The following is a 25,905-nucleotide window of genomic DNA, read 5'->3' on the forward strand; positions in this document are numbered from 1 at the left end:
AGAAAAACGCAGAAACACACAAATAGAAAAAGAGCACTCAATGTGCTCTTTTTTAATGTCTGCGACTCTTACTTAGTCAGCGTTTTTTAGGCAAATGCTGTTGATAAACCGCTACTACTATTTCTGGTTCGCTAATACACGCTCGACAGTATCAACAATTGCCTGCGTTTGTGGATCGAACTCAATGTTCACTTGGTCGCCTACTTCACGGCCGCCAAACAGAGTACGATTCAGAGTTTCTGGGATCAGGTGAACAGAGAAACGGTTCTCTTCCACTTCACCAATCGTCAATGAACAACCATCAACACCAATGTAACCCTTACTCAATACGTACTTCATCGATTCTTCTGGTAGTTCGAACCAAAGTGTACGGTTGTTTTCTGTTTTAATCACATCGACTAGGTTAGCCATCAGAGTAATGTGGCCAGACATGCTATGCCCGCCAATTTCGTCACCAAACTTTGCTGCACGCTCAACATTCACTTTGTCACCAACATTCAGTTGGCCTAAGTTCGTCAATCGCAATGTCGCTTGCATTAAATCAAAAGCAATCTGGTTACCTGAAATTTCCGTTACCGTTAAGCAACAACCGTTATGAGCTACTGAAGCACCAATGGCTAATCCTTCAACCATTTCATCGCTTAGCTCAATGGTATGAGTTTGAAACGACTCTTTTTTGTTGATAGCAACCAGTGTTGCCATGCCTTGAACGATACCTGTAAACATAAGATTCCTATTTAGCATTCTAGGGCGTGCTGACCTTTCGTGGTTAAATTTTGTTCGGATGGGGACGCCTAGTCAAAAGCGTTTTAATCGCGGCGAGGGGGAAGTAGCCTAGCATCCTAAGCAAATCCCCCTCAACAAAGAGTAAAACGCTTTTAGCTGAACCCTTCGGGCAGCGTTTGCTGGTCATTTTTACTACGTTATCGGCTTCTCATGTAGGCTAGCTACACATCAAAGCCTCTGCCTTGTATAAAGGCCCAGCAACTCGCTGCAAAAATCAGCTCGAAAGCTCAACACGCCCTAATAACAGTTTTTCATAGCAGTTATTGTGACATTTCTTTATGATTCGTCCAGTGGAAGCTTAAGATCATTGTCTCTGATTCCTTCAGAATGTCCTTTCCTACACTATTATTCTAATTTTCCCTCTTATTTGGAGTTGTTTGTGCATCGTTACAAAGAAGAATCCTCGAATCTAATCAAACTTGCGACCCCAGTATTGATCGCATCCGTTGCACAAACTGGAATGGGTTTTGTTGATACCGTAATGGCCGGTGGCGTAAGTGCTATCGATATGGCGGCGGTTTCGATTGCAGCAAGTATCTGGCTACCATCAATCCTATTTGGTGTTGGTCTATTGATGGCGTTGGTTCCTGTCGTTGCACAACTGAATGGTTCTGGTCGACAAGTAAAAATTCCATTCGAAATTCAACAAGGCGCATTTTTAGCGCTCGTCATCTCCCTTCCAATCATTGGTGTGCTTTTTCAAACACAATTGATATTGGAGTGGATGGACATTGAACAACTCATGGCGGAAAAGACCATCGGCTATATGAATGCGGTGATGTTTGCTGTACCCGCTTTCTTGTTGTTCCAAACATTGCGAAGTTTTACCGATGGTATGTCTTTAACCAAGCCTGCAATGGTGATTGGTTTTATTGGCTTGTTATTAAACATCCCGCTTAACTGGATGTTCGTATACGGAAAACTTGGTGCTCCTGCATTGGGTGGTGTTGGCTGTGGCGTTGCAACGGCTATCGTATACTGGGTGATGTTTGCACTGCTATTCGCTTACGTTTTAACTTCAAAACGGTTATCGAAAATCAACATCTTCGGTACGTTCCATAAGCCGCAACTTAAAGCTCAAATTCGCCTGTTTAGACTTGGTTTCCCTGTCGCAGCCGCTATCTTCTTCGAGGTAACCTTGTTTGCGGTTGTTTCCTTGTTGGTTGCCCCACTTGGCTCGTTGATTGTTGCCGCGCACCAAGTCGCGATCAACTTCTCTTCGCTGGTCTTCATGATTCCAATGAGTATCGGTGCAGCCGTGAGTATTCGTGTTGGGCATAAGTTGGGCGAAAACAACACCGAAGGCGCTAAGATCGCGACACACGTAGGTATCATTGTTGGTTTAGTGACAGCCTTAATGACAGCGGCGTTAACTGTCCTGTTCAGAGAACAGGTTGCATTACTTTACACAGAGAACACTGCGGTAATTACCGTTGCAATGCAGTTGCTGTTGTTCGCGGCGGTTTATCAATGTACTGATGCCATCCAAGTTATCGCTGCAGGTGCTCTGCGTGGCTACAAAGACATGCGTTCAATCTTCAACATTACCTTCGTTGCTTACTGGTTGCTTGGCCTTCCTATCGGCTACATCTTAGGAATGAAAGATTGGATTGTTGAACCTATGGGAGCGCACGGCTTCTGGATTGGTTTCATTGTCGGTCTAACATCAGCAGCGATTATGCTAGGTATGCGCTTACACTGGATGCACAAGCAGGATGATGACGTACAGTTAGAATTTAGTTCTCGTTAGATTCGCACTCGCTTAGTCGGTCTATCTGATTTCGAACACAAAAAAGGGCTCTGATTTTCAGGGCTCTTTTTCGTTTAATGGTTAGGTAGATCGTATCTGCCTTAATATTCACTCTTCTCTCGTACAAAGCGGGCAAACTTGGGTTTTCCGTTTTGAGTAAAACCATTGTAGCGAAAGGTAATACGGCTGCCGATCTCTGGCGGTACAAGTCTCATTTGGTCAGTGAACCCACTACCTATATAAAATTCCACACCCTCTTCTGTGTGAACCAGAATTGACCCCATCATCCCTTTGTACTTCCCTGTCCCACCCCTATAGCCAATAACCGTGGCTTCGGCATCGTGATGCCTTTTAAGCTTTAACAGGTCATTACTTCGGCCTGCTTGATAACGACTGGTGATTTTTCTAAGCATCAAACCTTCGCCATTACGCTCATCGACATTATCAAGTTGATGAAACAAAGCCTCTTCACTGTGAATTGGTACATGTTCTATGTAGCTGACATGAGATTCTCCAATCACGCTTACCCAATGCAAAATGTTGTAATAGCGCTTTTGATAATCTCCCGCAGCGCCGGGCATATCAAACAGCATGAAATCGATTTGGCGCCATGCTGTGTCACTCGGCGTATGGTCGAGAACGGTAGATTGAACAAGGTGGAACTTGCCCCTTCCTGCCCACAACTCTCCTTCGAGATGGACCTTAGGCAAGTTTTCAGTAAACCACTTCGGTGAGTAAATGCGATTACCATTGCGTGTATAAAGATGTTGTCCGTCCCAAAGAGCCCGAATCCCATCAAGCTTTTCACTCTTCCAGTATTCAGAAACATCAATGCCTTGCTGGTAGGAGTTTGCAAGCACCAAACAGTCCGGAGGTAAATAGGATGAATGAGATGAAAGCGAACACACCCATAGAGTGGCTAAAGCCAGTTTGGTTAATCTCATCATCTTCTCCGTATTAATAACTGTAGTGGTCAACAAATGCTTTTAATCGTAAGTGCTCTAACACGCAGTTAGACAATCTTTGCTAGAAGATGCGATCCACTCATCAACCTTATCTAACCCTTGCATCTATTCATTAAATTAATGACTTATGGCTCTCATATGATCCGCCGTTTTTAGTTCTCAAATTGAGAAATGCCTTTTCTCAATTTGAGATGGGAATTCACGATAAATATAAGCCATTGAAAAATAACAACATAAAAGTTGGCACATTCAGTGCAATTGTCCATACATACTGAAAAGGAGATATCGCTATGGAACTACGTAAGATTGATTTAAACACAACGACACTGACACTTTCTATTTTCGGTGATCTGGATGCAGCAGGCAGTCGTGATGCACAAACCGACATCGATGATGTGATTTCTAACGATGGTCACCCTGAAATCGAAGTTGATTTTAGTCAGGTTGAGTTTTTAGATTCATCTGGTGTTGGCGCGATTGTTTATATGTTCAAACGTCTGACTGAACGCGAGCGCAACATGCGACTTGAAAATGTGACGGGTCAACCTCTTGAAATTATGAACTTGCTGCGTATTGGCCACGCTATCCCAGTAAATTCAAAAAATCCTGCAAATTCATGAAGACCCACTAAGCTAGAAGTAACAAAAAATAATAAGAAAAATTAGAAACATAGGACGTTGGCATGAAAATACTGAAAAACTACATAGCCCTTTCTCTGTCCGCTCTCGTTCTGGGTGGCTGTACTAGCTATCCTGAACAAGGCACAGGGGGTTTGGCTGAAAGTTACGATTCTATTAACTATCAAAACTCAGACTTCTCTCCTGTCATGCCAGACGAGCCTCTTGGTCCGGAACATGGATTACGCTTTGATTGGCAGCTCGCTAAATTGCACCTTGATGCTTTGATTCAAGAAGGTGCTCGTTGGTGTTTCCCCGCTGCTGTTGTTCAAGCAATCGAAAAGCAAAATCGTATTGCTCGCGAACTTCAAGGTGGTCTACTACTGGATGCAGCCAACGACTTAGTAATCCAAAGAAAACGCCTAAATGAACTTGAGGTCCAACTGGATTACGTAACTTCACAAGCCCGCTGTGAGCCACCACAAAATGAAAATCAATTTAGAATGCAACTGTCGGTTATTGAACAGTTGTATGACCTACTTAATGTTGACAACCAATTTGCGGAAAACTCGACTGAAGTAAATCCTAAGTATATGGGAAGACTGGCCGAGGCGACCACTTTACTTAAAGAACACAAATCCCTAGACCTTGTTGTTACCGGCCATGCTGATGCAACGGGTGCCGAAGAATACAACGACAAGTTAGCACTTGGACGAGCGAAACAAGTCGAACGCTACCTGACTATTTTTGGACTAGGCGCTCAACGAATCAAAGCCGTATCTGTTGGCGAAACCGTCCCTCTTTTTGAAGGCGAATCTGACGGCACACGTTTAACTAACCGCCGAGTAAGTATCGAAGTTATCTCGCCTAAGAATGCCGAGAAAATGGGAGGTGGAATATGAAATCCTTAATCGCTTTTATCATCACCCTGTCGTTGAGCTTTGCGAATGTTGTCAATGCTAACGACGAGTTTTCAGACGCGGTTCAAGTCGGTGACCTTATCCAAGTTAATGTACCCGGTGAAAGCACCTTAAACACTGGTTTCCAGGTGGATAAGCGTGGACGTATTACCCTTCCTGAAGTAGGCGCTGTGTTTGTTGCAGGTTACGACAGCGAACAGCTTAACAAAGTCGTTCTAGAGTCGCTGGCAACCGCTTATAAAGATCTTTCGAACGCTTCAGTGTATGTAAAAGAGCAGCAAATCATTATCTATGTGCAAGGTTATGTAGAACAGCCTGGCGAATACACTCTCGCATTAGGTTCTAGCATCCAAATGGCACTTTACGCTGCGGGTGGTTTACGCCCGGGCGCGCAACTGGACAAGCTTATTCTTAAGCGAGGCGCGGATAAGAAAGAGTTTAACTACAAACGATTCCTTGATTCAGGAGACGAGTCAACATTACCTACTCTTCAATCACTGGATTCACTATTCGTTCCAGCTTCTCCATTAGTCGGTAACATCGAGCAAGAGTTCGATGCAGCAAAGCTTGCTAACTCAGGTGACAGTGCTGATTCTCGTAACTCCATCAAAGTGTTTGGTGAGGTGAACGCGCCGGGTTCGTTCACTTACAAAGAGAACACCGACCTTGTCGACGTACTTATGCGTTCGGGCGGCGTAACTCGTTATGCCAGTGTTGAGCAAATCCGAGTGATTTCGAACAACACCCCAACGCTATTCAACCTAAAACGTTACTTAGATTCTGGTGACGAAAGTCTGCTTCCAATTTTACGCCCGGGTGCGACCATTTTCGTTCCCAAGCAAGAAGAAGAGATCAAATCCGGCGCCAACATGGTTTACGTAATGGGCGAAGTCGCAGCCCCTGGTGCTTTTGAAGGCAAAAGAGACGCGACCTTTATGGATATCTTGGCGAATGCGGGCGGCCCAACTCGATTTGCAGAGTCACGACAAATCCGTGTTATCAAAGCAGATGGCAGAGTGCTTAAATTCGATTTAGCGGCTTACACTGAAGGCTTACCTAACTCTAACCCTCCTAGCATCAAAGCTGGTGACGCGATTTTCGTTCCCGAGAAAACCGACATGAACGAGAAGTCTTGGTTGAAAATTACGCCAGACCGAGCGGTTAACGTGATTGGTGAGGTGAATCGACCTGGTCGTATTGAATGGTCAGATGAAATGAACTTCATGGGGCTATTGGCACACGTCGGCGGCCCTACGCTACGCGCAGACACATCAAAAATTGAAGTCGTGACTGGTAGAAAGTTGGTTGTGTTTAACCTTGATGATTTTATTCGAAATGGTGCGCCACGTGATCAAATGCCACAAATTCGAGCGGGTTCTATCGTGCGCGTTCACGACTTGCCACAAGATCCTTCAGACAATAAATCACAATGGGTTCGTCAAAGCTCTGATGCTTCGATCTACATCTTTGGACAAGTGAATGCGCCTGGTCGTTACCGCTTCACCAAAGACATGCACTTCCTTGATATCTTGTCAGCGGCTGATGGCCCAACAAAGGATGCCGACATCCACAATGTTCGAGTAACGCATCGTGACAAAACCTATTCGCAAGTAAGCAAACTTAACTTATCACTGTACTTCGAAACCGGTGACGAATCGTTACTGCCAAACGTAACCACTGGCGACACGATTTACATCCCAGAGAAAGGCAAAAACTGGTTAGATACACCGAAAGAAGAAACCGTTCGTGTGCTTGGTGCGATTAACAACCCAGGGCGTTATGTATTCAACGACAACATGACCATTCTAGATATTCTGGCAGAAGCTGCAGGCCCTACCGACAATGCTTACGTAGAGAAAATTACCATCGTCAATATGTCTTGTTGCCAAGGTCAGGCTCGTACTTTTGACCTTGTTGAATTCAGCAAAACGGCGAACATTTACAACCTGCCGGTGCTGCGCGCCGGTGACACGATTTACATTCCAGACCGTCGCGAAAGTTTTATTGAGAAAGCACGAGTCGGACTTGATGACATACTGCGTATCACCACGACCATCGTATTAATAGGAGCTTTATAATGACTATTTCAGCGACCCATGCCGAAGTCGAGCAACTGTATTTAGCTTCTGAACTTAACGGCCAAAAATCAATATGCGTCACCGCCTGCCATTCAGGTGACGGCGTAACATCTATTGCAACCGCATTAGCCGAGCGTTTTCTTCTTGCGGGTCATTCTACGCTTTATGTTGATCTCAACTTATTCAACCCTGCTTTCAAAGATTTGAATATGCTAGAAGATAATCAGCAAGGTCAATTGATTGAACATGTTGAATCTCAGCGTACATTTATCGGTGTCCCTGCTCCACAAGTTGCTTCAACGCAATTGGCTTATAAAGATCCGACAACGTTACAAAAAGTGGTCAACAAATGGTTAGAGAAATACGACAGAGTCATCATTGATACCTCACCGCTTCTCAACATAAACAAAGGAAACATTCCGGCGCAGTCTGTGGCGAGTGCTTGTGAAAGCACACTAATGGTTGTCGCTTATGGTGAAACGTCGAGTCACCACCTAGAACAAGCGAAAAAGCTGCTTGATGCACAAAGTATCAATCTAATGGGCTGCGTGATGAACATGAAACAAAAACCTAGCTTTGCACAAGAGTTGGTCAGACAAATCAATCGAATGAAATTCATCCCCGCTAAGTTTCGCGATAGCTTGGCAAACAAGCTGTATCAAAATGAGTTTTTGAACCTTCCGATGTAACTTTCTTTTGCTACTTTCTGGCTGTCATTAAACCATGACAGCCACCTATCTTATTAGACTTCAAGCTCCAACAGTTCTGAATAAATAAAAACCAAATTGAGTGTTTTTGGCGAAAATATGACTAAAAATACGATTTTAAAAACTATTCAACGCATTTCACGCACGCAAGTTGTGGTCTTACCACCTTTAAACTCATCCAAAAATCAACAGCCCCACTCCTAACTTTAGCGGTAATGTGACACAGACGGTTAAAGTGCCATGTAAATCGAATCAAAGATGGAATTCGTACGATTATTCCCTAAGATTATAAATAGAGGTGGTTTTTGACGAATTTGTAATAGTTTGACAAAGTTATCCGATGGCTGTTGAAACACAGTGGATGAATTGGCAAATCACACTTCACTGACTTTGCACGTTTATCTATTCAAACTTCACCCATCCCTCCTTCTGCTCAAATGGTTCAAATACACGGAAAGGATCACCATCGAGCAATTTAGATAATCAATTTACCTTGGTTACCTTAGTTGTATTATTAAAGAGAAAGGAAACTCAATATGAAATACAAGTTAAGCTCCGTATTTTTGTTAGTAGCAGCAGCCAGCGGTAATGCTAACGCTGGAGAATGTGGCAGCGTAACAATCGCAGATATGAACTGGAACTCTGCAACACTGATCGCCAATATCGACCAATTCATCCTTGAACATGGTTATGGGTGTGATGCTGAACTTATCCCTGGCGACACTATGCCAACAGGCACGTCTATGATCGAAAAAGGCCAGCCTGATGTTGCACCTGAACTTTGGAGCAACAGCTTAAAAGACGCATTAGATAAAGGTGTTGAAGAAAAACGTCTTCGCTACGCAGGTAAAGCACTTGTGAACGGCGGCGAAGAAGGCTTTTGGGTTCCAGCTTACCTAGTAAAACAGTACCCTGAAATGGCAACCATCGAAGGCGTACGCAAAAACGCAAGCTTATTCAAACACCCTGAAGACCCAGATACATCTGCATTCTACAGCTGCCCTGCAGGCTGGAACTGTCAGATCAGCGCCGGAAACTTGTTTAATGCTCTTGAGCTAGAAAACAGCGGTTTCACGATTGTTGATCCAGGCTCGAGTGCCGGCTTATCTGGCTCTATCGCAAAAGCTTATGAACGTGAAGAAGCTTGGTTTGGTTACTACTGGGCACCGACCGCTGTTCTAGGTAAATACGACATGGTTAAAGTCGACTTTGGCAGTGGCGTTAATGAGGAAGAGTTCCTTAACTGTACCACCAAAGAAGATTGTGAATCGCCAAAAGCGACCATGTACCCGCCTTCACCTGTTCACACGATTACCACTGAAAGTTTTGCGTCACGTGCTCCTGAAGCGTACGACTACTTTACTAAACGTGGTTTCACGAACGACAAAATGAACTCGCTACTTGCTTGGATGGAAGACAACCAAGCTGATGGCGAAGAAGCGAGTCTGCATTTCTTAAGTGAATTCCCAGAGGTATGGCACCCATGGGTTTCTGAAGAAGTGGCTAAGAAAGTTGAAGCAGAGCTGTAAGAGCTTGATTTAATAACAAGTAATTACGCTTCAACAATAAAACAGAAATAACGTCGCTATACTTGATGTTATTCATGATTCGGAGCCCTTTTCATTAGCGATTTTCTTATCGCATGGACAAGTGGCTCCGAACTATAAGGATATAAAATGGCTGACAGCAATTGGTTATCAAGCTTTCCAGAGATGGAACGCGGTGATTTACGAACCATAAAAAAGACGCTAGATGGCGCATACCGTGAATTTTCCCGTGAATACGGCGAAATGATTGAATCTCTCTTTGACCCTCTTCTTTCATTCCTTGTTTGGTTTGAAAAACTTCTTATCTCAACACCTTGGATTATTGTCCTTGCCGTGTGTACCAGCCTTGTCTACGCAGCAAGCCGTTCTTGGAAACTGGCTTTAGGTTGTGTTGTTTCACTGCTTCTCATTGGTTACTTTGGAATGTGGGAAGACACCATGCGGACGCTCAGTATCATCACTGTATGTACCTTGGTTTCAATATTCTTGGGCATTCCGATTGGTATTGCGATGGCTCGTTCAAATCGAGCTCAGTCAATTGTTACGCCGATGCTCGATATCATGCAAACCATGCCTGCGTTCGTTTATTTGATTCCAGTGGTAATGCTACTGGGCATCGGTAAGATTCCAGGGCTAATCGCCGTGGTTATCTACGCGATCCCACCTGTAATTCGTCTAACTAACCTAGGCATACGCTTAGTTGATAAAGAAGTCCTTGAAGCCGCTACCGCTTTCGGTGCGAGCAAAAAGCAACGCTTATGGGGTGTTCAACTTCCTCTAGCAATGCCAACGATCATGGCGGGTATTAACCAAACCATCATGATGGCACTGTCTATGGTTGTTATCGCATCCATGATTGGTGTGAAAGGCCTAGGACAACCGGTTCTCAAATCGATTACTAACCAGTACTTCACATTAGGCTTGATGAATGGTTTCGCCATCGTTGCCCTCGCAATCCTTTTTGACCGCGCTTCTCAGGCGTACGCAAGAAGAACTAATGCGCATTTAGGAGGATTCAAGCATGACTAAACCATTGATTGAAATTAGTGGTCTGTACAAGGTGTTTGGACCGAAACCAATGTCTGTTATGAACCGAGTTCAAAACGGCGAACACAAAGATCAGATTCTTGCGGATACGGGTCATACTGTTGGTTTAAAAGAGATTAACCTTGAGATTAACCGTGGCGAAATCTTCGTTATCATGGGGCTTTCTGGCTCGGGTAAATCGACGCTGATTCGCCACTTCAACCGTTTGATTGACCCGACTCAAGGTAAAATCATGGTTGAAGGCATTGATGTCATGAGCCTCAACACTAAACAGTTAGAAGAGTTCCGTCGTCATAAAATGTCGATGGTATTCCAACGCTTTGGTTTAATGCCTCATCGCACAGTGGTAGAAAACGTTGCTTACGGGTTAGAAGTACAAGGCATTAAAAAAGAAGACCGTTTAGCAAAAGCCAATGAATGGTTAGAAACGGTGGGCTTGAAAGGTTACGGCAAGCAATACCCTGCGCAACTTTCAGGTGGTCAGCAACAACGTGTTGGCCTTTCTCGCGCTCTGTGTACTAACGCTGAAATCTTGTTAATGGATGAAGCCTTTTCGGCACTCGACCCTTTGATTCGAAGTGAAATGCAAGATCAGCTTATCGAACTTCAAGAGAAGCTTCATAAGACGATTGTTTTCATCACTCATGATCTGGACGAAGCACTCCGTCTAGGCGATCGAATCGCAATTTTGAAAGACGGCGAGTTAGTGCAACAAGGCACACCACATGAGATTCTGCTAACTCCAGCCGATGATTACGTGGAAGCGTTCGTGAAAGACGTAAACCGTGCTCGTGCATTGACCGTTGAAACCGTTATGCAGCCTCCTCTGTATCGAATCACATCAGAAACGATTGAAGGTGCTCTGGCACAAATGAAGATGCTTAAAAACGATTACGCTTATCACGTAACGGGTGACGGCTATCAAGGACTAGTCACACAAGAGAGCCTACAAGACGCTGTTGAAGATTCATCGGTACATGACTTTAGTGATGAGATATACGAAGAAGTCCCTGCCATCTTACCTGATGCGGTGATTGAAGAAGTGCTACCAGACACAATGTCTTGTGACTACTCTCTTCCGGTTGTTGATGAAGACGGTAATCTAAAAGGTGAACTAGAGAGAAGCGCTGTTGCTGATATCTTCTCAGAAAGTAGCGAGGAAGAAGTAGAAGCCGACCCAAAGCCAAAGATTGCTAAAGCTTCGTAGTTCTACTTTTCGTTATTTAGAGCACGGCTGTTTAAATTATGGCTATTTGGATTAACACAAACTACATAACCCGCTCTAAGACCACTGCTGTTAATTCACTGCAGTGGTCTTTTTTTATTTGTATTGGCCTCGTTTTATCCTGAGATCTACCCGCATCTTAGGCTTTATAGGCACCTAAGTTTATATTTCATAAGAGAAAACAAAATTAAATCAGTCCGTTAGGTTTGTCACAAAGCCAGTAGCAAGATGAACGAGATGCCAAATAAATGCGCTATTTGTACGGCAACCAGTTGAAATTATTCTAGAAAATGACTAGAACTTAATAGTATTAACAGATATTAAGCTCAATAAAAGGACTTAGTTTGATGAATTCTACTTTAGCGTCAGACGCAGCTACAAATCTAAACTCACAACAAGTGAGCGAGCTTGTCGATGAAAGCGTTCTGGAGCAAATGATTCGCGATACAAGTGCGGACATTATCCCTATCTTGATCGACCATTATGTCGAAGAATCACAAACACGCTTGGTCGCTATAAAAGAGGCAGTCACGCAGAAAGACGCTCAAACACTTGAGTTCGAGGTCCACACTCTCGGCAGCACAGCGCTTTCGTTAGGTAATCGCCCTTTGGGTGAATTAGCTCGAGCTTTAGAAAAGCTATGTTTAGAACAGAGTCATGATGCGGCATTTCGACAAGTTGATGAATTACTAGAGCTCGCAGAGCGTTCAATAAAAGCCTTGCTTGAAAGGAAAGAGGCAGGCTTCAGCTAGCTTTGCATGTTCATTATCGGTATCAGATTAAAAACTCAAAACAGTCGTTATTAATATAGTCGCCATAAGATGGGCTCCATCATGAACAGCAATGCGAGAAGTTATACAGGCCGCTTCTTAAAAGATTGCATGTGGTAGATAACAAATACACAAGACTCGTATTGATGGTTGCATATCACTATGTTATTGATTGGTTAGGATAAAGTTTCAAAAGGAATACACAATGCGCCCTAAGGTATTGTTAGTTGAAGACTCCACCTCACTCGCCGTACTCTACAAGCAGTACGTAAAAGACGAGCCCTATGATATTTTCCACGTCGAAACCGGCGCGGAAGCTAAGACCTTCATTGTAAGGCACTCTCCACAGCTTGTGATTCTCGACCTTAAGCTTCCTGACATGCCAGGCGAAGAAGTCTTAGATTGGATTACTGCTAACGAAATACCGACCGCTGTCATCATCGCGACAGCGCATGGTTCAGTAAACATCGCGGTAGACCTTATCCAACGCGGTGCAGAAGACTTCTTAGAGAAACCCATTCAAGCCGATCGACTCAAGACCTCTGTTAGCTTGCATCTAAAAAGAGCGAAACTCGAAAACCTCGTCGATAACATGCAAAGCAAATTCGATCGTGATCGTTTTCATAATTTCATTGGCTCTTGCCTACCCATGCAGGCGGTTTACAAGATCATTGATTCGGTAGCACCAACCACTGCCAGCGTGTTTATTAACGGCGAAAGTGGTACAGGTAAAGAAGTGTGTGCGGAAGCGATTCACCAAGAGAGTCAGCGTAATGGTAAACCCTTCGTGGCCATTAACTGCGGCGCTATCCCTCGAGACCTAATGGAGAGTGAAATCTTCGGTCACGTTAAAGGTGCGTTTACCGGTGCGACAACCGACCGTAAAGGTGCAGCAATGCAAGCGCATGGCGGTACCCTATTTCTCGATGAGCTTTGTGAAATGGAACTGGAGATGCAGAAGAAGCTCCTCAGATTTTTGCAAACTGGTACGTTTACTCCACTCGGTGGCAACCGCGAGATTAAAGTGGATGTCAGAATTATCTGTGCGACCAACCGCGATCCACTGGTTGAAGTAGAAGAAGGACGTTTTAGAGAAGACCTTTACTATCGTGTTCACGTTGTGCCTATCGAAATGCCACCGCTTCGTGAACGAGGAAGTGACATTGTCACCCTATCTAATCACTTCTTGAAACTGTACGCGAAGCAAGACAAGAAGAAGTTCAAATCAATAGACAAAGAAACGCAGAATCTACTTAAACGTTATGCGTGGCCAGGCAATGTGCGTCAGTTGCAAAACATCATCCGTAACATCGTGGTGTTGAACAATGAAACGAGCGTGACTAAAGACATGTTACCGCCTCCGATTAATAAAGTAGATGCCGCTCCATCATCTAAATCAGTGACACCAATTCGAGTAACTGCGCCTCAACCTGCAGTTGTTGAAGCACCAGAAGCTAAGTTGCCACCGATTACTCCGGAAGAGTTGGAACAATCGTCAGTTGCTCAAGCTCACAACGAGCCGATGACGCCTGCATTTACCACAAGCGAAGGTGCTATTCGTCCAATGTGGCAAATAGAACGTGAAGCCATTCAACATGCCATCAATCATTGCGATGGGAATGTGTTAAACGCTGCTGTGCTGTTAGAACTTAGCCCTTCTACTGTTTATCGTAAGAAACAGGCTTGGGAATCGGAAGATGAGTACAATCAAGCCTAACCAAGGTATACTCGACATAAACCTTCATGAGATTTGGCTGTTGATCGACAGCCAAACTTTTGGAGGCATAGAAACGCATGTTTTAGAATTAGCACAAGGCCTGATATCGGAAAGCGCTCAGTATTCAGAGGCTGTTCGTATCGTTCTTTTGACTAAGTTTAATCCTGAAGCGATCATCGTTGAAAAGTTGAATGCGCTGAACATCCCTTTTAGTTACCTCTCCGATTTAGCCTCATGTTCTGTAGATTCAAATGGCAATAGCGCGACACAGCTGAAACGTGCAGTTCAACATTATCAACCAAGGCTTATCCATGCTCATGGTTACAAAGCCAGTTTGGTCAGCAAGTTAATCAAGCTTCCGCCTCGTTTCAACAACACAAAGCAAATCACCACTTATCACGCAGGTGAAACCCCAACAGGCAAAGTATGGCTTTATGATTGGCTCGACCGTTACAGCAGTTTTCTTTCTGATCAGTCGCTCGTGGTCAGTGAAAAGATTAAAGCGAAAGTGCCGAGTCAAACCCATCAATTGAATAACTTTGTTAAAATGCCAACCGGGTTAACAAGCTCCCCTTCATCAAGCCCATTCCATGTTGGTTTTGTGGGGCGATTGAGCCATGAAAAAGCGCCTGATCGATTTGTTGCATTAGCCAAACAGTTTCCTGATGTTCGGTTTGAGCTTTTTGGTGACGGGCCAGAAATGGACATCTTAGTTAAATCGCAGCCTGATAATGTGACCTTTCATGGGCATCAGACCAATATGGACGACGTCTGGAGCCAAATCGATCTGTTAATCATCCCTTCTCGCTTTGAAGGCTTACCTATGGCGGCATTAGAAGCCATGATTCGTGGCATTCCCGTTCTCGCCACCTCAGTTGGTAACTTGCCTCAACTCATCGAGCATCAAGTTAACGGCTACCTTGCAAATTCAGAAGCTGAGCTAGAACAGTTTTTATCTTTGTGGATGTCATTGACGAACGAGCAGCGTGACTCTCTCAAGAGTCACGCGATAGAAACCGTGAAAAACCAATACTCTCCACAAGCCGTTGTCCCGCAGTTGTTGGAAATCTATCAACTCGACCGTTAATTCTAGCCTTAGTCGATAACTGGTTATTTGGGCTTGATGATTTAAGTACTTTAGTCAGTTTTATACTGATTCTCAAAATGACAAAACTCACCTCAAGGCTACGCCCTCACTTAATAATCCAACATTAAATCAGTAAGTTAAACAAAATGCATAACTGGCACTCACTTTGCAATCTTTAACATCAGGCGTAACTACGTCTAAAAAGATTGCGAGCCGAGTCCTAAAGAGTTTATTTGCCAATAGAGGTCACAATGGTCAACCCTGAAGCCAATAGATTGCCAGTCATCATCACGATCAGCACCTTGTGTGTTGGGCTTGGTGTTGTTTGGTACTTTGTGCCTCACCCTGCTGTCATTGTGGCGCTCGCTCTTGTGCCATTGGCCGGGTTATTCGTGTTAAACAAAACATTCTGGTTAGTTTTACTGTTCGTTGTCTTTTCATTTTTCCGAATTCACGAAGCTATACCTCAGCTCTATTCGCTAAAAATACCGCTGATGCTTTCATTAGGCGCTCTGTCGGCTCTTCTATGGCATGCATTAATCAGTAAAGAACTTAAAATCTTCTGGCACCCTTGTTTAAATTGGCTCGCCATATTTTGGGTATTGGTTTTCATTGGTATTATCTTCGCGTCCAACAGGCCAATAGCACTAGCAGAATTCAAGGGCGTTTATTGGAAAATTATAGTGATGACGCTTGCGATTACTTGGCTAGTAAACACCACGGAAAATCTCGCAAAAACCGCGATGACGATTATCTACGCTGGCGCTTTAGTCAGCTCTATTGCCGTGTACAACTCAGTAAATGGTATTGGGCTTGTCGAGGGCTCACGCGTGACTATTGGCCGCGATTTTGGCTCTATGTTAGGTGACCCGAACGACCTAGCACTGGTACTGATGTTCCCACTCGCCTTTACAATAAGCCAAGCCACCACGACTGGCATCTCACGATCCAAACGTTTAATCAGTGCCTTAGTTTGTCTGTTACTGCTCGCCGCCATTATTGCCACTCAAAGCCGTGGCGGATTACTCGGTTGTATTGCGGTGATTGGTATTTTTGCGTGGAAGCTAGTGCGCTCTAAAGTTCTCTTAATCTCAGTGGGAACTGTCGCGGCCGTGGTGCTCTATTTAGTTGCTGGTATCTCAGACAGATCTTCTGGTGGTGCCGCTGAACAAGGTATCGATGAATCTGCAATGGGTCGAATCTATGCTTGGGAAGCAGCAATAAAGATGGCAGTTGAGAATCCACTGACCGGCGTAGGGTTGAACAACTTCTTCTCGAACTACTTCTTTTACAGTTCGCATTGGGACGGACTGAATCACGCCGTTCACAGTACCTGGTTTGGTGTGTTGGCAGAAACAGGCTTTATTGGTCTGATCATTTTTGTCTGCCTTATCGTTTCTTTGATCAAAACCTCTCGCTCTACGCTAACGAGGTTAAAAAACTCGGCCACAGAAATCGCCCCCGAACTCAATGCGGTCGCCTATGCGATCTATGCAGGTCTGATTGGAACAATCGTGTCGGGTACATTTTTGACTCAAGGCTTCAACTGGCCGATTTATATCCTCGCAGCACTCACAGTTTGCGTCTCAAATGTATCTCAAACTGCCTGTCAAAATGAGAAAACCTAAAAGACACATTTTAACCTATTGAAAATATTATATTTATTAGATGGCACAATATATGAAAGTACTTCTATATAACAAAAAAGAGGATTTTCATTATGACGTCAGTATCTATACATCAATTCAAACATTGGCTTAAGTTTCATCCTAATTCTCGAATTAGAAATGTGTTTTTCATTTTGAAAAACATCAGAAGCGCAGAGCTACCTACCCCTAAACTATTTAATCGCTGGCTATATCAAGCGCACAAGCTAGTGGTGAATCTGGTTTCTGGCTTTACGCGATTCTTCTACTGGACTCCGGCTTTCAAAGGTCGTGTGGCTCAATGTGGCAAACGCCTGTATTTGTATGGTGGACTGCCTTTCGTCAGCGGTCCGGTGCAAATTACGATTGGCGACAACTGCCGTATCTCTGGCCACACGACATTCTCTGGTTGTACTCAGCCACTTGAAGGCTTGGAACACCCACTATTGTCGATTGGCAATAACGTCGACATTGGTTGGCAGTCGACTATCGCTGTTGGAGGTAAAGTGGTTATCTCTGACAACGTACGAATCGCAGGCGGCGCTTTTCTATTTGGATACTCTGGACACCCGCTTGATGCAAAACGCCGAGCGCTAGGTGAAGGTGACGACCCTCAGCAAATCGGTGACATCATTCTTGAACCCGATGTTTGGTTAGGCACGAATGTGACGGTTAAAGGTGGCGTAACCATCGGCGAAGGTGCCGTAATAGCCGCAGGCAGCGTAGTAACAAAGAACATCCCGGCTTTTGCAATCGCAGGCGGTAACCCAGCTCGAGTTGTCGGTCACATCAAACCCGTTGAAGTGACAGAATCCGATATGTTCGATTCGTTAGAGACTCATGGAGGTGACCATGCGTGATTTAATCGTATTTGGTGAAGACTTTGGTGGCCTACCTTCATCGACTCAACATTTAGTTCGTCACCTTGCTAAGCAGCACAAAGTCTTATGGGTCAACTCAATTGGCTTAAGACAACCGAAGCTGTCCGCTAAAGATGCAAACCGAGCGTTCAACAAGTTGTTTGGTAAAACCAAGGCCGTAACTCAAAACATGCTCGACTCTGAGGGACACGACAACATTACTATCGTTAACTTAAAGACAATCCCTGCGCCTGCTTCTAAATTTTCTAGAAAGTTGGCTCAGCAAATGATGTTGCACCAACTAAAACCGGTTATTGCAGAGCTTAATCTTAACGCGCCTATCCTATGGACTTCTCTTCCGACCGCTGTTGATTTGTGCGGACACTTAGGCGAGTCATCTGTGGTTTATTACTGCGGTGATGATTTTAGCGCGCTGGCTGGTGTTGATCATGACACCGTTGCACAGCACGAATCAGAGCTAATCGAAAAATCAACGCTTATATTCGCGGCTAGCAAAAAATTGATGGGTAAATTTCCAAAGCATAAAGCGCACTTGCTACCACATGGTGTCGACGTAGACCTATTTTCAACACCCGCACCAAGAGCAAAAGATTTACCAAGCAACCACCGCCCTATTGCTGGTTTTTATGGCAGCCTTTCTAAGTGGCTTGATTATGAAATGATTGATCATGTTGCGAATGCGATGCCGGAATGGGACTTTGTTTTCATAGGTCCAAACGAGCTTGATACGCTCATGCTGCCTAAGTTGAGTAACGTACATTACCTTGGCCCTCGTCCACACCACACGCTACCAAGATATTCTCAACACTGGGATGTGAGCTTGTTGCCGTTTGTTGATAACGAGCAGATCCGAGCGTGTAGCCCACTCAAACTAATGGAATACCTTGCGGCGGGCACACCCATTATCACAACACCGTTCCCTGCTTTGGTTCCATATCAAGGGCACGTAACCACGGTTGGCAGTGCCAACCAAATGATTTGGGCGCTTGATCATGCACGCGAGCTAAGCAACGCACCTATCTCTGTCGTCGAACAAGAGAGCTGGCAGAACCGTGGTAACTTCGTACATTGGATGTTGGAGCTATTATGAATAATCTGAAATTGCGGTTATTAGTCATCATCAATGCGATGTGGCGCCAACGCTACGTTATCGTTCTGCCAATGCTTATTTTGCCCTTTGTAGGCTTTGGTGTGAGCAAGTTGGCTCCAACTAAATATGACGCGCATACCAGTATGTTGATTCAAGAAACGGCCAAGATGAATCCATTCTTGGAAGACATTGCCGTTTCGACGATGCTCAAAGATCGACTTAACGCATTGAGAACACTGCTTCACAGTCGACATGTGCTTTACTCGGTCGCTGATGAACTGCAATTAACCACGCCAGATATGCCTGAAATTGAGAAACAAGAGATCATTACTGACCTGTCTCAACGTCTAACGGTGACTCAGCTTGGAAAAGATTTTCTAAAGATCAGTCTAACGTCGAACACACCAAATGGAATGGAAGCGACGCTGCGCTCGGTAAGTGAACATTTCATTGAACAGTTACTCGCACCGGAACGTTCATCGATTGAAGATTCAAGTAACTTCTTGAAAATCCATATCGACAAACGTAGCGCAGAGCTTGCAGAAGCAGAAGAAGCGCTAGCTGCATACATGAATGAGAATGTTCATTCGACGCCTGAGGTACAGAGCCAAAGTTTGAATCGCTTAGCTTCACTCAAACAAACACTGGCAGAAAAAGAGGCCGAGTTATCGGGTGTCGAAAAAAGTTTAGGGTCAATCGACCAACAACTTTCAAGAACCAACCCTGTGATCGGTAAATTAGAAGACCAGATCATCGACATTCGTAGCGACCTTACCTTGTTACAAGCTAAATACACGGACAAGCACAGTGCTGTGCAAGCTAAAGTGCGTGAGCTAGACAGACTAGAGAATGAACGTAAGAGTTTGCTCGAGGTAACCCAGCCAACGATGAACAGCGACCAGCTTTGGGACATCGCAAGTAGTACGACACTGAACAAACTTTCTGATACCCAACCTCTTCTGGTCACTCAATTACACAGCCTACAGCTGGTTCGTGCTCGCTTTGAGTCTTTAACTGAAGAGACCAAAAGCCTTCGAACTATGATTTTCGAATTAGAACACAAGGCCAATAACTTCGGCGAAAATGCAAAAGAGATGTACCGCCTTAAACGTCAAGTTGAAATCAAACGTCAACTATATGATGAACTGACAGAGCGTTATGAAATGGCTCAACTAACGGGTTCGCTTGGTGTATTCGAGCAAAACAAACGTGTGAAGATTATCGATTTGCCTTTCACACCGAGTGTCAAATCTAACATGCCGACTTTTGTTTTTATTCTGGCTGGATTCGTTGCAGGTATCGGATTGGGTATTGGTTTAGCGGTATTGTTTGAACTGTTTGATTCTTCAATCAAACGCAAAGACGAAATCGAAGATATCTTGGGTGTCCCTGTGATAACGGTGATCCCGAAAATGAGCTAGTCAGCCTCAAAGCCATTTTTGACTTGCTCGCTTCACAGCTTTCTAGCTTCGTGCATCCTAGCTTTCTAGTTTCCAAGCTTCGTGCATCCTAGAGCAAAACGCCAACACTCGCTGGCGTTTTGTTTGTTTAAAGCCCCAAGTTCTAATGCTACTTTCGATTTACCCAAGCCCTATGATTCAAATTGCCATTCAATCGTATTTTGTTTTGATTCCCATTTTGAGAAATGAAAACCACCCTGTAATTGAATAATCTAAATACCTGAAAAATAAAGGCTATTTAATTGGCACAACTCCTGCAATCTCCTTGTGTAGTTAAACGTTTTAAAGAATTTACTTCAAGAGAAACGTCAGAAAGGCGAAATAAGAATCACAAAGGCAGGGTCCAAATTATGAATACGCATTTAACGAAGCATGGCAAAAAGATCATACACGTTGTTCAGCACCTTGCACCGGGTGGATTAGAAACCCTAACTCTGGATTTGCTGCGCCTTGCTAAACCAACAGACCAAGTGTTGATTGTCAGTTTAGAGGGTACTAAACAAGAGTCTATAAACAACTGGCCGAAGCTAGAGCCATACAAAAAGCAAATCGTCTTTTTGGATAAAGCACCAGGCGTACAATTCAATATCATTATTAAGCTAATTAAAGCCTTCAATGCGATTCGCCCTGATGTGGTTCATACCCATCATATTGGCCCACTGTTATACGCTGGTTATGCCGCTCGCGTAACCGGGGTTCCAACTCGAATCCATACCGAACATGACGCTTGGCATCTGAACAACAACAAACGTCGTCGATTACAAGCGCTTGCTTTAAAAGCTGCTCAACCAACGTTAGTTGCCGACGCGACACGTGTTTATAACCAACTACGCACTGCTTTTTCTTATGAGAACATCATTACCATCAAAAATGGCGTTGATTGTGAGAAGTTTAAGCCGATGTCGAAAGAACACGCGAGAGCAAAACTAAACCTGCCGACAGACAAACACATCATCGGTTGTGCAGGTCGACTAGAACATGTCAAAGGCCAAGACCAACTTATTAAAGCACTGACTCTTTTACCTGCAAACATGGTTGTCGCATTGGCTGGCGGCGGTACTAAACGCAATCAACTAGAGCAACTGACTAGCCGCTTGAATCTGAGTGACCGAGTCATCTTTCTTGGCTTAGTTGAAGACATGACCACGTTTTACGGAGCGTTGGATACGTTCTGCCTACCTTCACGCCACGAAGGGCTGCCGCTTTCTACACTTGAAGCTCAAGCATGCAATATTCCAACCGTCGCAATGAACGTTGGTGCCGTCGATGAAACCTTGTGCCCTATCAGCGGAACACTCGTTAAAAAAGGCAGTATCACGGGATTAGCCAATGCCTTGTTAGAGAATCAAAATGAACGCTTTTTATCACCTCGACACTATGTTCTTAAGAACTTCGACATCATCAAAATGGTTTCGTCTTACAACGACATCTCAGAAGGAGCTTACGCATGATTGATTGGTTGCTTGCGGGACTTTGTTTGTTTTCAGGTGCGTTGATTGTCTATCATCACGCAGCCTACCCTTTGTTACTGCGTTGGTATGCGAAAAGCCACCCCGCACGCAAAGTTGAAGAGAGTCATCGTTGCTACAAAGAGGAACAGCAAGATTGCACGTTGCCGACCATCACCGTTCTTGTTCCTGCATTTAACGAAGAACAGTGGATCGCAGACAAGATTCGTAACCTTGCTTCACTCGATTACCCAAAAAAGAAGTTGGAAGTCATTATCGCTTGCGATGGTTGCACTGATAACACAGTCGCCATTGCACAAATGACCATACAAGAAGCGATGTGCAGTGATGTCTATTTTGAGATACATGACCATCAAGTAAACCGAGGTAAAGTCGCGGTTGTTAATGAAGAAGTGACACGTACAACCAGTGATATCACGGCGATGAGTGATGTTTCTGCCCTTATTTCATTGGATGCTTTGCTTATAGCTGCCGCTCATTTTGAAAGTGACAAGGTTGGAGTGGTAAACGCAACGTATCAACTTTGTCCAACAGGCAATGAAGGCGAAAACACGTATTGGCAGTACCAAACCGCGGTTAAAGAGTCTGAGGCTTCGTTAGGTTCTAGCTTGGGTTCTCATGGCGCTTTCTACTTGTTTAGAACACACCTGTTTGAACTGCTTCCACTCAACACTATTAATGATGATTTCATCTTACCGATGCAAATCGTTAAACAAGGTTACATCGCCGAATACGAAACCCAAATGGTGGCATTAGAGCTAGAAGAATCGAACCTAGAAACAGACTTCAAAAGAAGACTTCGTATTTCAGCGGGCAACATGCAACAAGCGATTCGATTATTTGCCTTGTTCAGCCCGAAGTTTAAAGGCATCGCGTTTGCGTTCTTTTCAGGAAAAGGACTTCGCCTACTCACTCCCTATTTAATGATTGTGTGCTTAGTGTGCTCAATCTTACTTAGCAACTACTTGGTATTTGAAGCGCTGTTATGGGCTCAAGTTGCCGTTTATACCATTGGCGTCCTTGGCTGCATCTTGCCAAAGCGTCTAGTAAACAAACCTATTTCATTAATCTCTTATTTGATAGTTGGACACTACGCCAACTTCATTGGTGGCATTCGTTACCTAATCGGACTAGAAAACTCACCTTGGACACGAGCAAATCATTAAGGACTTATTATGATGAACATCGAACAGCTATCTACCCAAAACCTATACCAATACAAAATCTCACGTGCTAAACGTACTTTCGATTTTGTAAGCTCACTGATTGCTTTGATTTTGCTAGCGCCCGTATTTCCGTTGATTGCGATGGCGATTGCACTCACTTCTCGTGGCCCTATTTTCTACCGTCAATTGCGCGTTGGTAAATCGACACCGGAGAAAATGGAAATCTTTGAGATCATGAAATTCCGTAGCATGTACGAGGATGCAGAAACTCGCTCTGGTGCAGTTTGGGCTACCGCGAATGACCCGCGAATCACGCCTGTTGGCCGCTTTTTGAGAAAGACACGTCTTGATGAACTGCCACAACTGATCAATGTACTGAAAGGTGAAATGTCTCTAATTGGCCCGCGCCCTGAACGCCCTACTTTTTACACCAAACTAGAGAACGAAATTCCTTACTTTGCCGACCGCACATACGGTGTAATGCCTGGTATTACAGGGCTTGCACAAGTAAATCAAGGTTACGACACCTGTATTGATGATGTACGTCGTAAAGTAGGTTTTGACCACAGTTATGCACTAAGCCTATGTTCGGTTAAGTCTTGGATTGCCGCTGATCTCAGCATCATCTCTAAAACAATCATCGTAATGGTAGATGGTCGAGGTCGCTAAACCAGTATGGTCTAATGTGGATACAAAGCCTGTTTTCTATAAAGCCTTAGGGGGCGATTGGAAAGTCGCTAATGAAACACATAGTGCCGAATTAGCCCACGTTAACTAGACTCGCTGCTCTCGGTTCTCAGTTGAATGGTGTAATAAGGTTTCTTCCCTATCAATTGACGTAAACATTGGCAATGAATGTATAACGCAGATGTGGCTTGAGTTAGGGATTAGAAATTAAGAGCTGAGAGCTGAGAGCTCAGAGTTAAGAATTAAGAGTTAAGACGAGAAAGCTTATATTCATAGAAAACCACGGCACTTTCGTCAGAGGCTTGCTCAACAAAACCTAGCTTATTAAGTAAGTGTGTAGAGGCTATGTTTGAACGGTCGACACCGCCAATCAGTGTGGACCATGACTCGGTTTTTGCGACTTCTGTGATGAAACTCTGCAATAACTCACTCGCGAAACCCTTGCCCCAGCATTCTTCTGCAAGCAAGTAGCCAATATGAGCATCACTTTCGTCTTCTACATAAGCGAACAGAAAACCAATCAATTGATTATCGTTGGATTTCACTTGAAGTAAGCGGCTCCCCGACAACATTCGGTCGAGCCAAATTTCAGCCAGTTCACGTGACACAATACCGTGAAAGTATGGTGGAAGGTTTTCAACGACTGACGGGATTAGAATGCCAGGCACTCTCTCTAGCAGAACCGAACGTTCAGGAACAGTAAGTTCACCTGCGACTTCTTCTACTTTTAGTCTTTGAGTTTCAAACGAGATCGCCATGTGTCCTGCCCAATTTGATAAAAACGTGGATTATACACCTGAGTTCTCGTGTTGGCTTCGTTTCCAGGCTAAAGCAAACTAAAGAACAGCCACGCCTTCAACTTCAATCACTGAGTTAACATTTGCTCGCTCGATTATCTTGAGTAACGTCGTTTGAACTAACTCATTATCTCGGATTTCGGTTTCACAAGAAAAACGCTCTTCTTGAACACCATCGCCCTCACCCAGCATAAATTGAACCGCGACTTCCGTTGCGAGATCTTTGGTCGTCCCGTAATACGCTAACGTGATTTTTGGGTATCCGTGGTCGCCTTTTTTAACCTGCTTTGCGATACGTTTTTTGGCTTTATCTAAATTCATACAACTTCCTTTTAAGTTTGAAATACAAGGTGACTAGAACACCTTTTTAAACGGTAAGCAATACAATCAGCGTTGGTTATAGAGATTCCCTAGCCTCTTGATACTAATCAAGATGGTACAGTCTTAGCACTTTAAAGAGTGATAGCTAGAACCCAGAAAACCTGTTTAAGAAATATAATGACAACATATAAGAATTACGCGCCAAGAAGCGGTAGATGTTTTCGTTGTTGATAAGTTAAGGCTAACTCTAAGCACTGCTTGATTGGTGCTTTGGGAAGTGGTTCAGTTAGGTTCAAGACGATTGCCCGATTACCTTGAAATACCAATGTGCCATCGTGCAATTCTCTGAATGTGTCGACTAGCTTCGTTTGACAGTTAAAGAACAAGTAATAGTTGTTTGGTGACTTCAATTTCCAGTCGATTCGAATTGGGCTGCCCGTCTTAACGCTGTAACTCGGCTCGCCCCATTTCAGAGACTCTTCGACTTCAGCTAGTTCCAAATCAGAGCAAAGCTCAAAGATTAATGAACGCAACTCTTCAAGCCGAGCTCGAACATCATCGGGATACTCGTCGAAATGTGTTTTGATTGCTTGGTCCATTGAACCTCCGATCCACTTGTTGAGATATTAAAATGCAGCTCACTTAAAGCATACAGCTTTAAAATTAGTCCAACTCAAAACGAAAAGTGCCAAGCCTCGTAAATCAATTTTGAGTTATCTGTTCGTTAGCGGTTTTCAAGGCCAGCTTTAAACCGTCCGTATCCTTACAACCAATGTAAACATGCTTTCCATTGCTTAGGCTTAACTTCAACGCTGAACCTATCGATGCATTATACAACCAACCATCGCTCAGCATTCGGATACCAATACCTTGATACCACTTGCTTTGATAAAACGATGTCTCTGTAATGTCTGACACTTCTACATTCTTACGCCAAAAGCCAAAGCCGAAATACCAGCTTAGTACATTGTCTTTGACCTCAATGGTCATGGAGAAAAAGAGCAAAGCAATTAAACCATTGATGGCGTGAGCGATTAATGTCCCGGGGTTATTATCCGAGGTAACGACAATGAAAGCACTTATCGCAACAAGGATGAGCAGCAATCCCTTGTTGAATTCCTTACTATAAAACACAGCGACAACTCCTATAGACAACGAACAACCCACTAACT

At 44.1% G+C, this 25,905-nt stretch carries 24 protein-coding genes; 18 read left to right on the forward strand and 6 right to left on the reverse strand.

Annotated elements, in window-relative coordinates:
- Positions 1–117: 117 nt before the first annotated feature.
- Complete coding sequence (locus tag AB6E52_RS10540) at positions 118–726, reverse strand: riboflavin synthase (RefSeq protein ID WP_017063887.1); 609 nt, start codon at positions 724–726, stop codon at positions 118–120.
- Between the two features lie 439 nt (positions 727–1,165).
- On the opposite strand from AB6E52_RS10540, the gene AB6E52_RS10545 reads away from it, so the two are divergent.
- Positions 1,166–2,536, forward strand: coding sequence for an MATE family efflux transporter (locus tag AB6E52_RS10545; RefSeq protein ID WP_017070849.1), 1,371 nt, complete (start codon positions 1,166–1,168; stop codon positions 2,534–2,536).
- A gap of 101 nt (positions 2,537–2,637) precedes the next feature.
- Here AB6E52_RS10545 and AB6E52_RS10550 read toward each other — a convergent pair whose 3' ends face one another.
- A complete protein-coding gene (locus AB6E52_RS10550) occupies positions 2,638–3,480 on the reverse strand; it encodes a DNA ligase (protein ID WP_102320211.1) in 843 nt (280 codons plus the stop codon).
- 311 nt (positions 3,481–3,791) lie between these two features.
- Between AB6E52_RS10550 and AB6E52_RS10555 the strand changes: the two genes are divergently transcribed.
- The 17 genes from AB6E52_RS10555 to AB6E52_RS10635 all read left to right on the forward strand — a co-directional run bounded on the left by AB6E52_RS10555 (position 3,792) and on the right by AB6E52_RS10635 (position 23,597).
- Positions 3,792–4,121 carry an STAS domain-containing protein gene (locus AB6E52_RS10555; protein ID WP_050621341.1) on the forward strand — a complete coding sequence of 110 codons (330 nt, stop codon included), beginning with the start codon at positions 3,792–3,794 and terminating at the stop codon, positions 4,119–4,121.
- A 62-nt stretch (positions 4,122–4,183) separates the two neighbouring features.
- Positions 4,184–5,020 (forward strand): OmpA family protein, encoded by an 837-nt coding sequence (locus AB6E52_RS10560; RefSeq protein ID WP_102320212.1) that lies wholly within the window; start codon positions 4,184–4,186, stop codon positions 5,018–5,020.
- Positions 5,017–7,116, forward strand: a complete 2,100-nt coding sequence (locus AB6E52_RS10565; RefSeq protein ID WP_102320213.1) for an SLBB domain-containing protein — start codon at positions 5,017–5,019, stop codon at positions 7,114–7,116. The genes AB6E52_RS10560 and AB6E52_RS10565 overlap by 4 nt, the downstream gene beginning before the upstream one ends.
- Positions 7,116–7,805, forward strand: a complete 690-nt coding sequence (locus tag AB6E52_RS10570; RefSeq protein WP_065677467.1) for a tyrosine-protein kinase family protein — start codon at positions 7,116–7,118, stop codon at positions 7,803–7,805. Before AB6E52_RS10565 ends, AB6E52_RS10570 begins: the two co-directional genes overlap by 1 nt.
- A 554-nt stretch (positions 7,806–8,359) precedes the next feature.
- Positions 8,360–9,352, forward strand: a complete 993-nt coding sequence (locus tag AB6E52_RS10575; protein WP_017063893.1) for an ABC transporter substrate-binding protein — start codon at positions 8,360–8,362, stop codon at positions 9,350–9,352.
- A gap of 147 nt (positions 9,353–9,499) precedes the next feature.
- Positions 9,500–10,399 carry a proline/glycine betaine ABC transporter permease gene (locus AB6E52_RS10580; protein WP_019823103.1) on the forward strand — a complete coding sequence of 300 codons (900 nt, stop codon included), beginning with the start codon at positions 9,500–9,502 and terminating at the stop codon, positions 10,397–10,399.
- Positions 10,392–11,624, forward strand: coding sequence for a glycine betaine/L-proline ABC transporter ATP-binding protein (locus AB6E52_RS10585; protein ID WP_102320214.1), 1,233 nt, complete (start codon positions 10,392–10,394; stop codon positions 11,622–11,624). Before AB6E52_RS10580 ends, AB6E52_RS10585 begins: the two co-directional genes overlap by 8 nt.
- A gap of 365 nt (positions 11,625–11,989) precedes the next feature.
- The gene (locus AB6E52_RS10590) at positions 11,990–12,394 is read left to right on the forward strand and encodes an Hpt domain-containing protein (RefSeq protein ID WP_017059589.1); all 405 of its coding nucleotides are present in this window, start codon (positions 11,990–11,992) and stop codon (positions 12,392–12,394) included.
- A 223-nt stretch (positions 12,395–12,617) separates the two neighbouring features.
- Positions 12,618–14,129, forward strand: coding sequence for a sigma-54 dependent transcriptional regulator (locus AB6E52_RS10595; RefSeq protein WP_102320215.1), 1,512 nt, complete (start codon positions 12,618–12,620; stop codon positions 14,127–14,129).
- Positions 14,110–15,216: a glycosyltransferase family 4 protein gene (locus tag AB6E52_RS10600; RefSeq protein ID WP_102320216.1), complete on the forward strand. Its 1,107-nt coding sequence runs from the start codon at positions 14,110–14,112 to the stop codon at positions 15,214–15,216. The genes AB6E52_RS10595 and AB6E52_RS10600 overlap by 20 nt, the downstream gene beginning before the upstream one ends.
- A 251-nt stretch (positions 15,217–15,467) precedes the next feature.
- On the forward strand, positions 15,468–16,844 hold the full coding sequence (locus tag AB6E52_RS10605) for an O-antigen ligase family protein (protein ID WP_017059586.1): 1,377 nt from the start codon (positions 15,468–15,470) through the stop codon (positions 16,842–16,844).
- 92 nt (positions 16,845–16,936) lie between these two features.
- Entirely contained in the window at positions 16,937–17,722 is a 786-nt protein-coding gene (locus AB6E52_RS10610; protein ID WP_102320217.1) for a DapH/DapD/GlmU-related protein, read from the forward strand.
- Positions 17,715–18,833 carry a glycosyltransferase gene (locus tag AB6E52_RS10615; RefSeq protein WP_102320218.1) on the forward strand — a complete coding sequence of 373 codons (1,119 nt, stop codon included), beginning with the start codon at positions 17,715–17,717 and terminating at the stop codon, positions 18,831–18,833. Before AB6E52_RS10610 ends, AB6E52_RS10615 begins: the two co-directional genes overlap by 8 nt.
- Positions 18,830–20,254, forward strand: coding sequence for a Wzz/FepE/Etk N-terminal domain-containing protein (locus tag AB6E52_RS10620; RefSeq protein ID WP_017063900.1), 1,425 nt, complete (start codon positions 18,830–18,832; stop codon positions 20,252–20,254). The genes AB6E52_RS10615 and AB6E52_RS10620 overlap by 4 nt, the downstream gene beginning before the upstream one ends.
- 389 nt (positions 20,255–20,643) lie before the next feature.
- Complete coding sequence (locus tag AB6E52_RS10625; protein ID WP_102320219.1) at positions 20,644–21,744, forward strand: glycosyltransferase; 1,101 nt, start codon at positions 20,644–20,646, stop codon at positions 21,742–21,744.
- Positions 21,741–22,928 carry a glycosyltransferase family 2 protein gene (locus AB6E52_RS10630; protein WP_102320220.1) on the forward strand — a complete coding sequence of 396 codons (1,188 nt, stop codon included), beginning with the start codon at positions 21,741–21,743 and terminating at the stop codon, positions 22,926–22,928. Before AB6E52_RS10625 ends, AB6E52_RS10630 begins: the two co-directional genes overlap by 4 nt.
- Before the next feature lie 9 nt (positions 22,929–22,937).
- The gene (locus AB6E52_RS10635; RefSeq protein WP_017063903.1) at positions 22,938–23,597 is read left to right on the forward strand and encodes a sugar transferase; all 660 of its coding nucleotides are present in this window, start codon (positions 22,938–22,940) and stop codon (positions 23,595–23,597) included.
- A 260-nt stretch (positions 23,598–23,857) separates the two neighbouring features.
- On the opposite strand, the gene AB6E52_RS10640 is transcribed toward AB6E52_RS10635, so the two are convergent.
- The 4 genes from AB6E52_RS10640 to AB6E52_RS10655 form a co-directional block, all read right to left on the reverse strand.
- Complete coding sequence (locus AB6E52_RS10640) at positions 23,858–24,373, reverse strand: GNAT family N-acetyltransferase (protein ID WP_102320221.1); 516 nt, start codon at positions 24,371–24,373, stop codon at positions 23,858–23,860.
- A gap of 78 nt (positions 24,374–24,451) precedes the next feature.
- Positions 24,452–24,733, reverse strand: a complete 282-nt coding sequence (locus AB6E52_RS10645; protein WP_017059577.1) for a hypothetical protein — start codon at positions 24,731–24,733, stop codon at positions 24,452–24,454.
- 194 nt (positions 24,734–24,927) lie between these two features.
- A complete protein-coding gene (locus AB6E52_RS10650; RefSeq protein WP_102320222.1) occupies positions 24,928–25,332 on the reverse strand; it encodes a DUF1801 domain-containing protein in 405 nt (134 codons plus the stop codon).
- Between the two features lie 103 nt (positions 25,333–25,435).
- Positions 25,436–25,888, reverse strand: a complete 453-nt coding sequence (locus AB6E52_RS10655; RefSeq protein ID WP_102320223.1) for a hypothetical protein — start codon at positions 25,886–25,888, stop codon at positions 25,436–25,438.
- Positions 25,889–25,905: the final 17 nt, after the last annotated feature.

It is taken from the genome of Vibrio sp. 10N.247.311.13, from assembly GCF_041467595.1.
Taxonomy (GTDB): Bacteria; Pseudomonadota; Gammaproteobacteria; order Enterobacterales; family Vibrionaceae; genus Vibrio; species Vibrio crassostreae_C.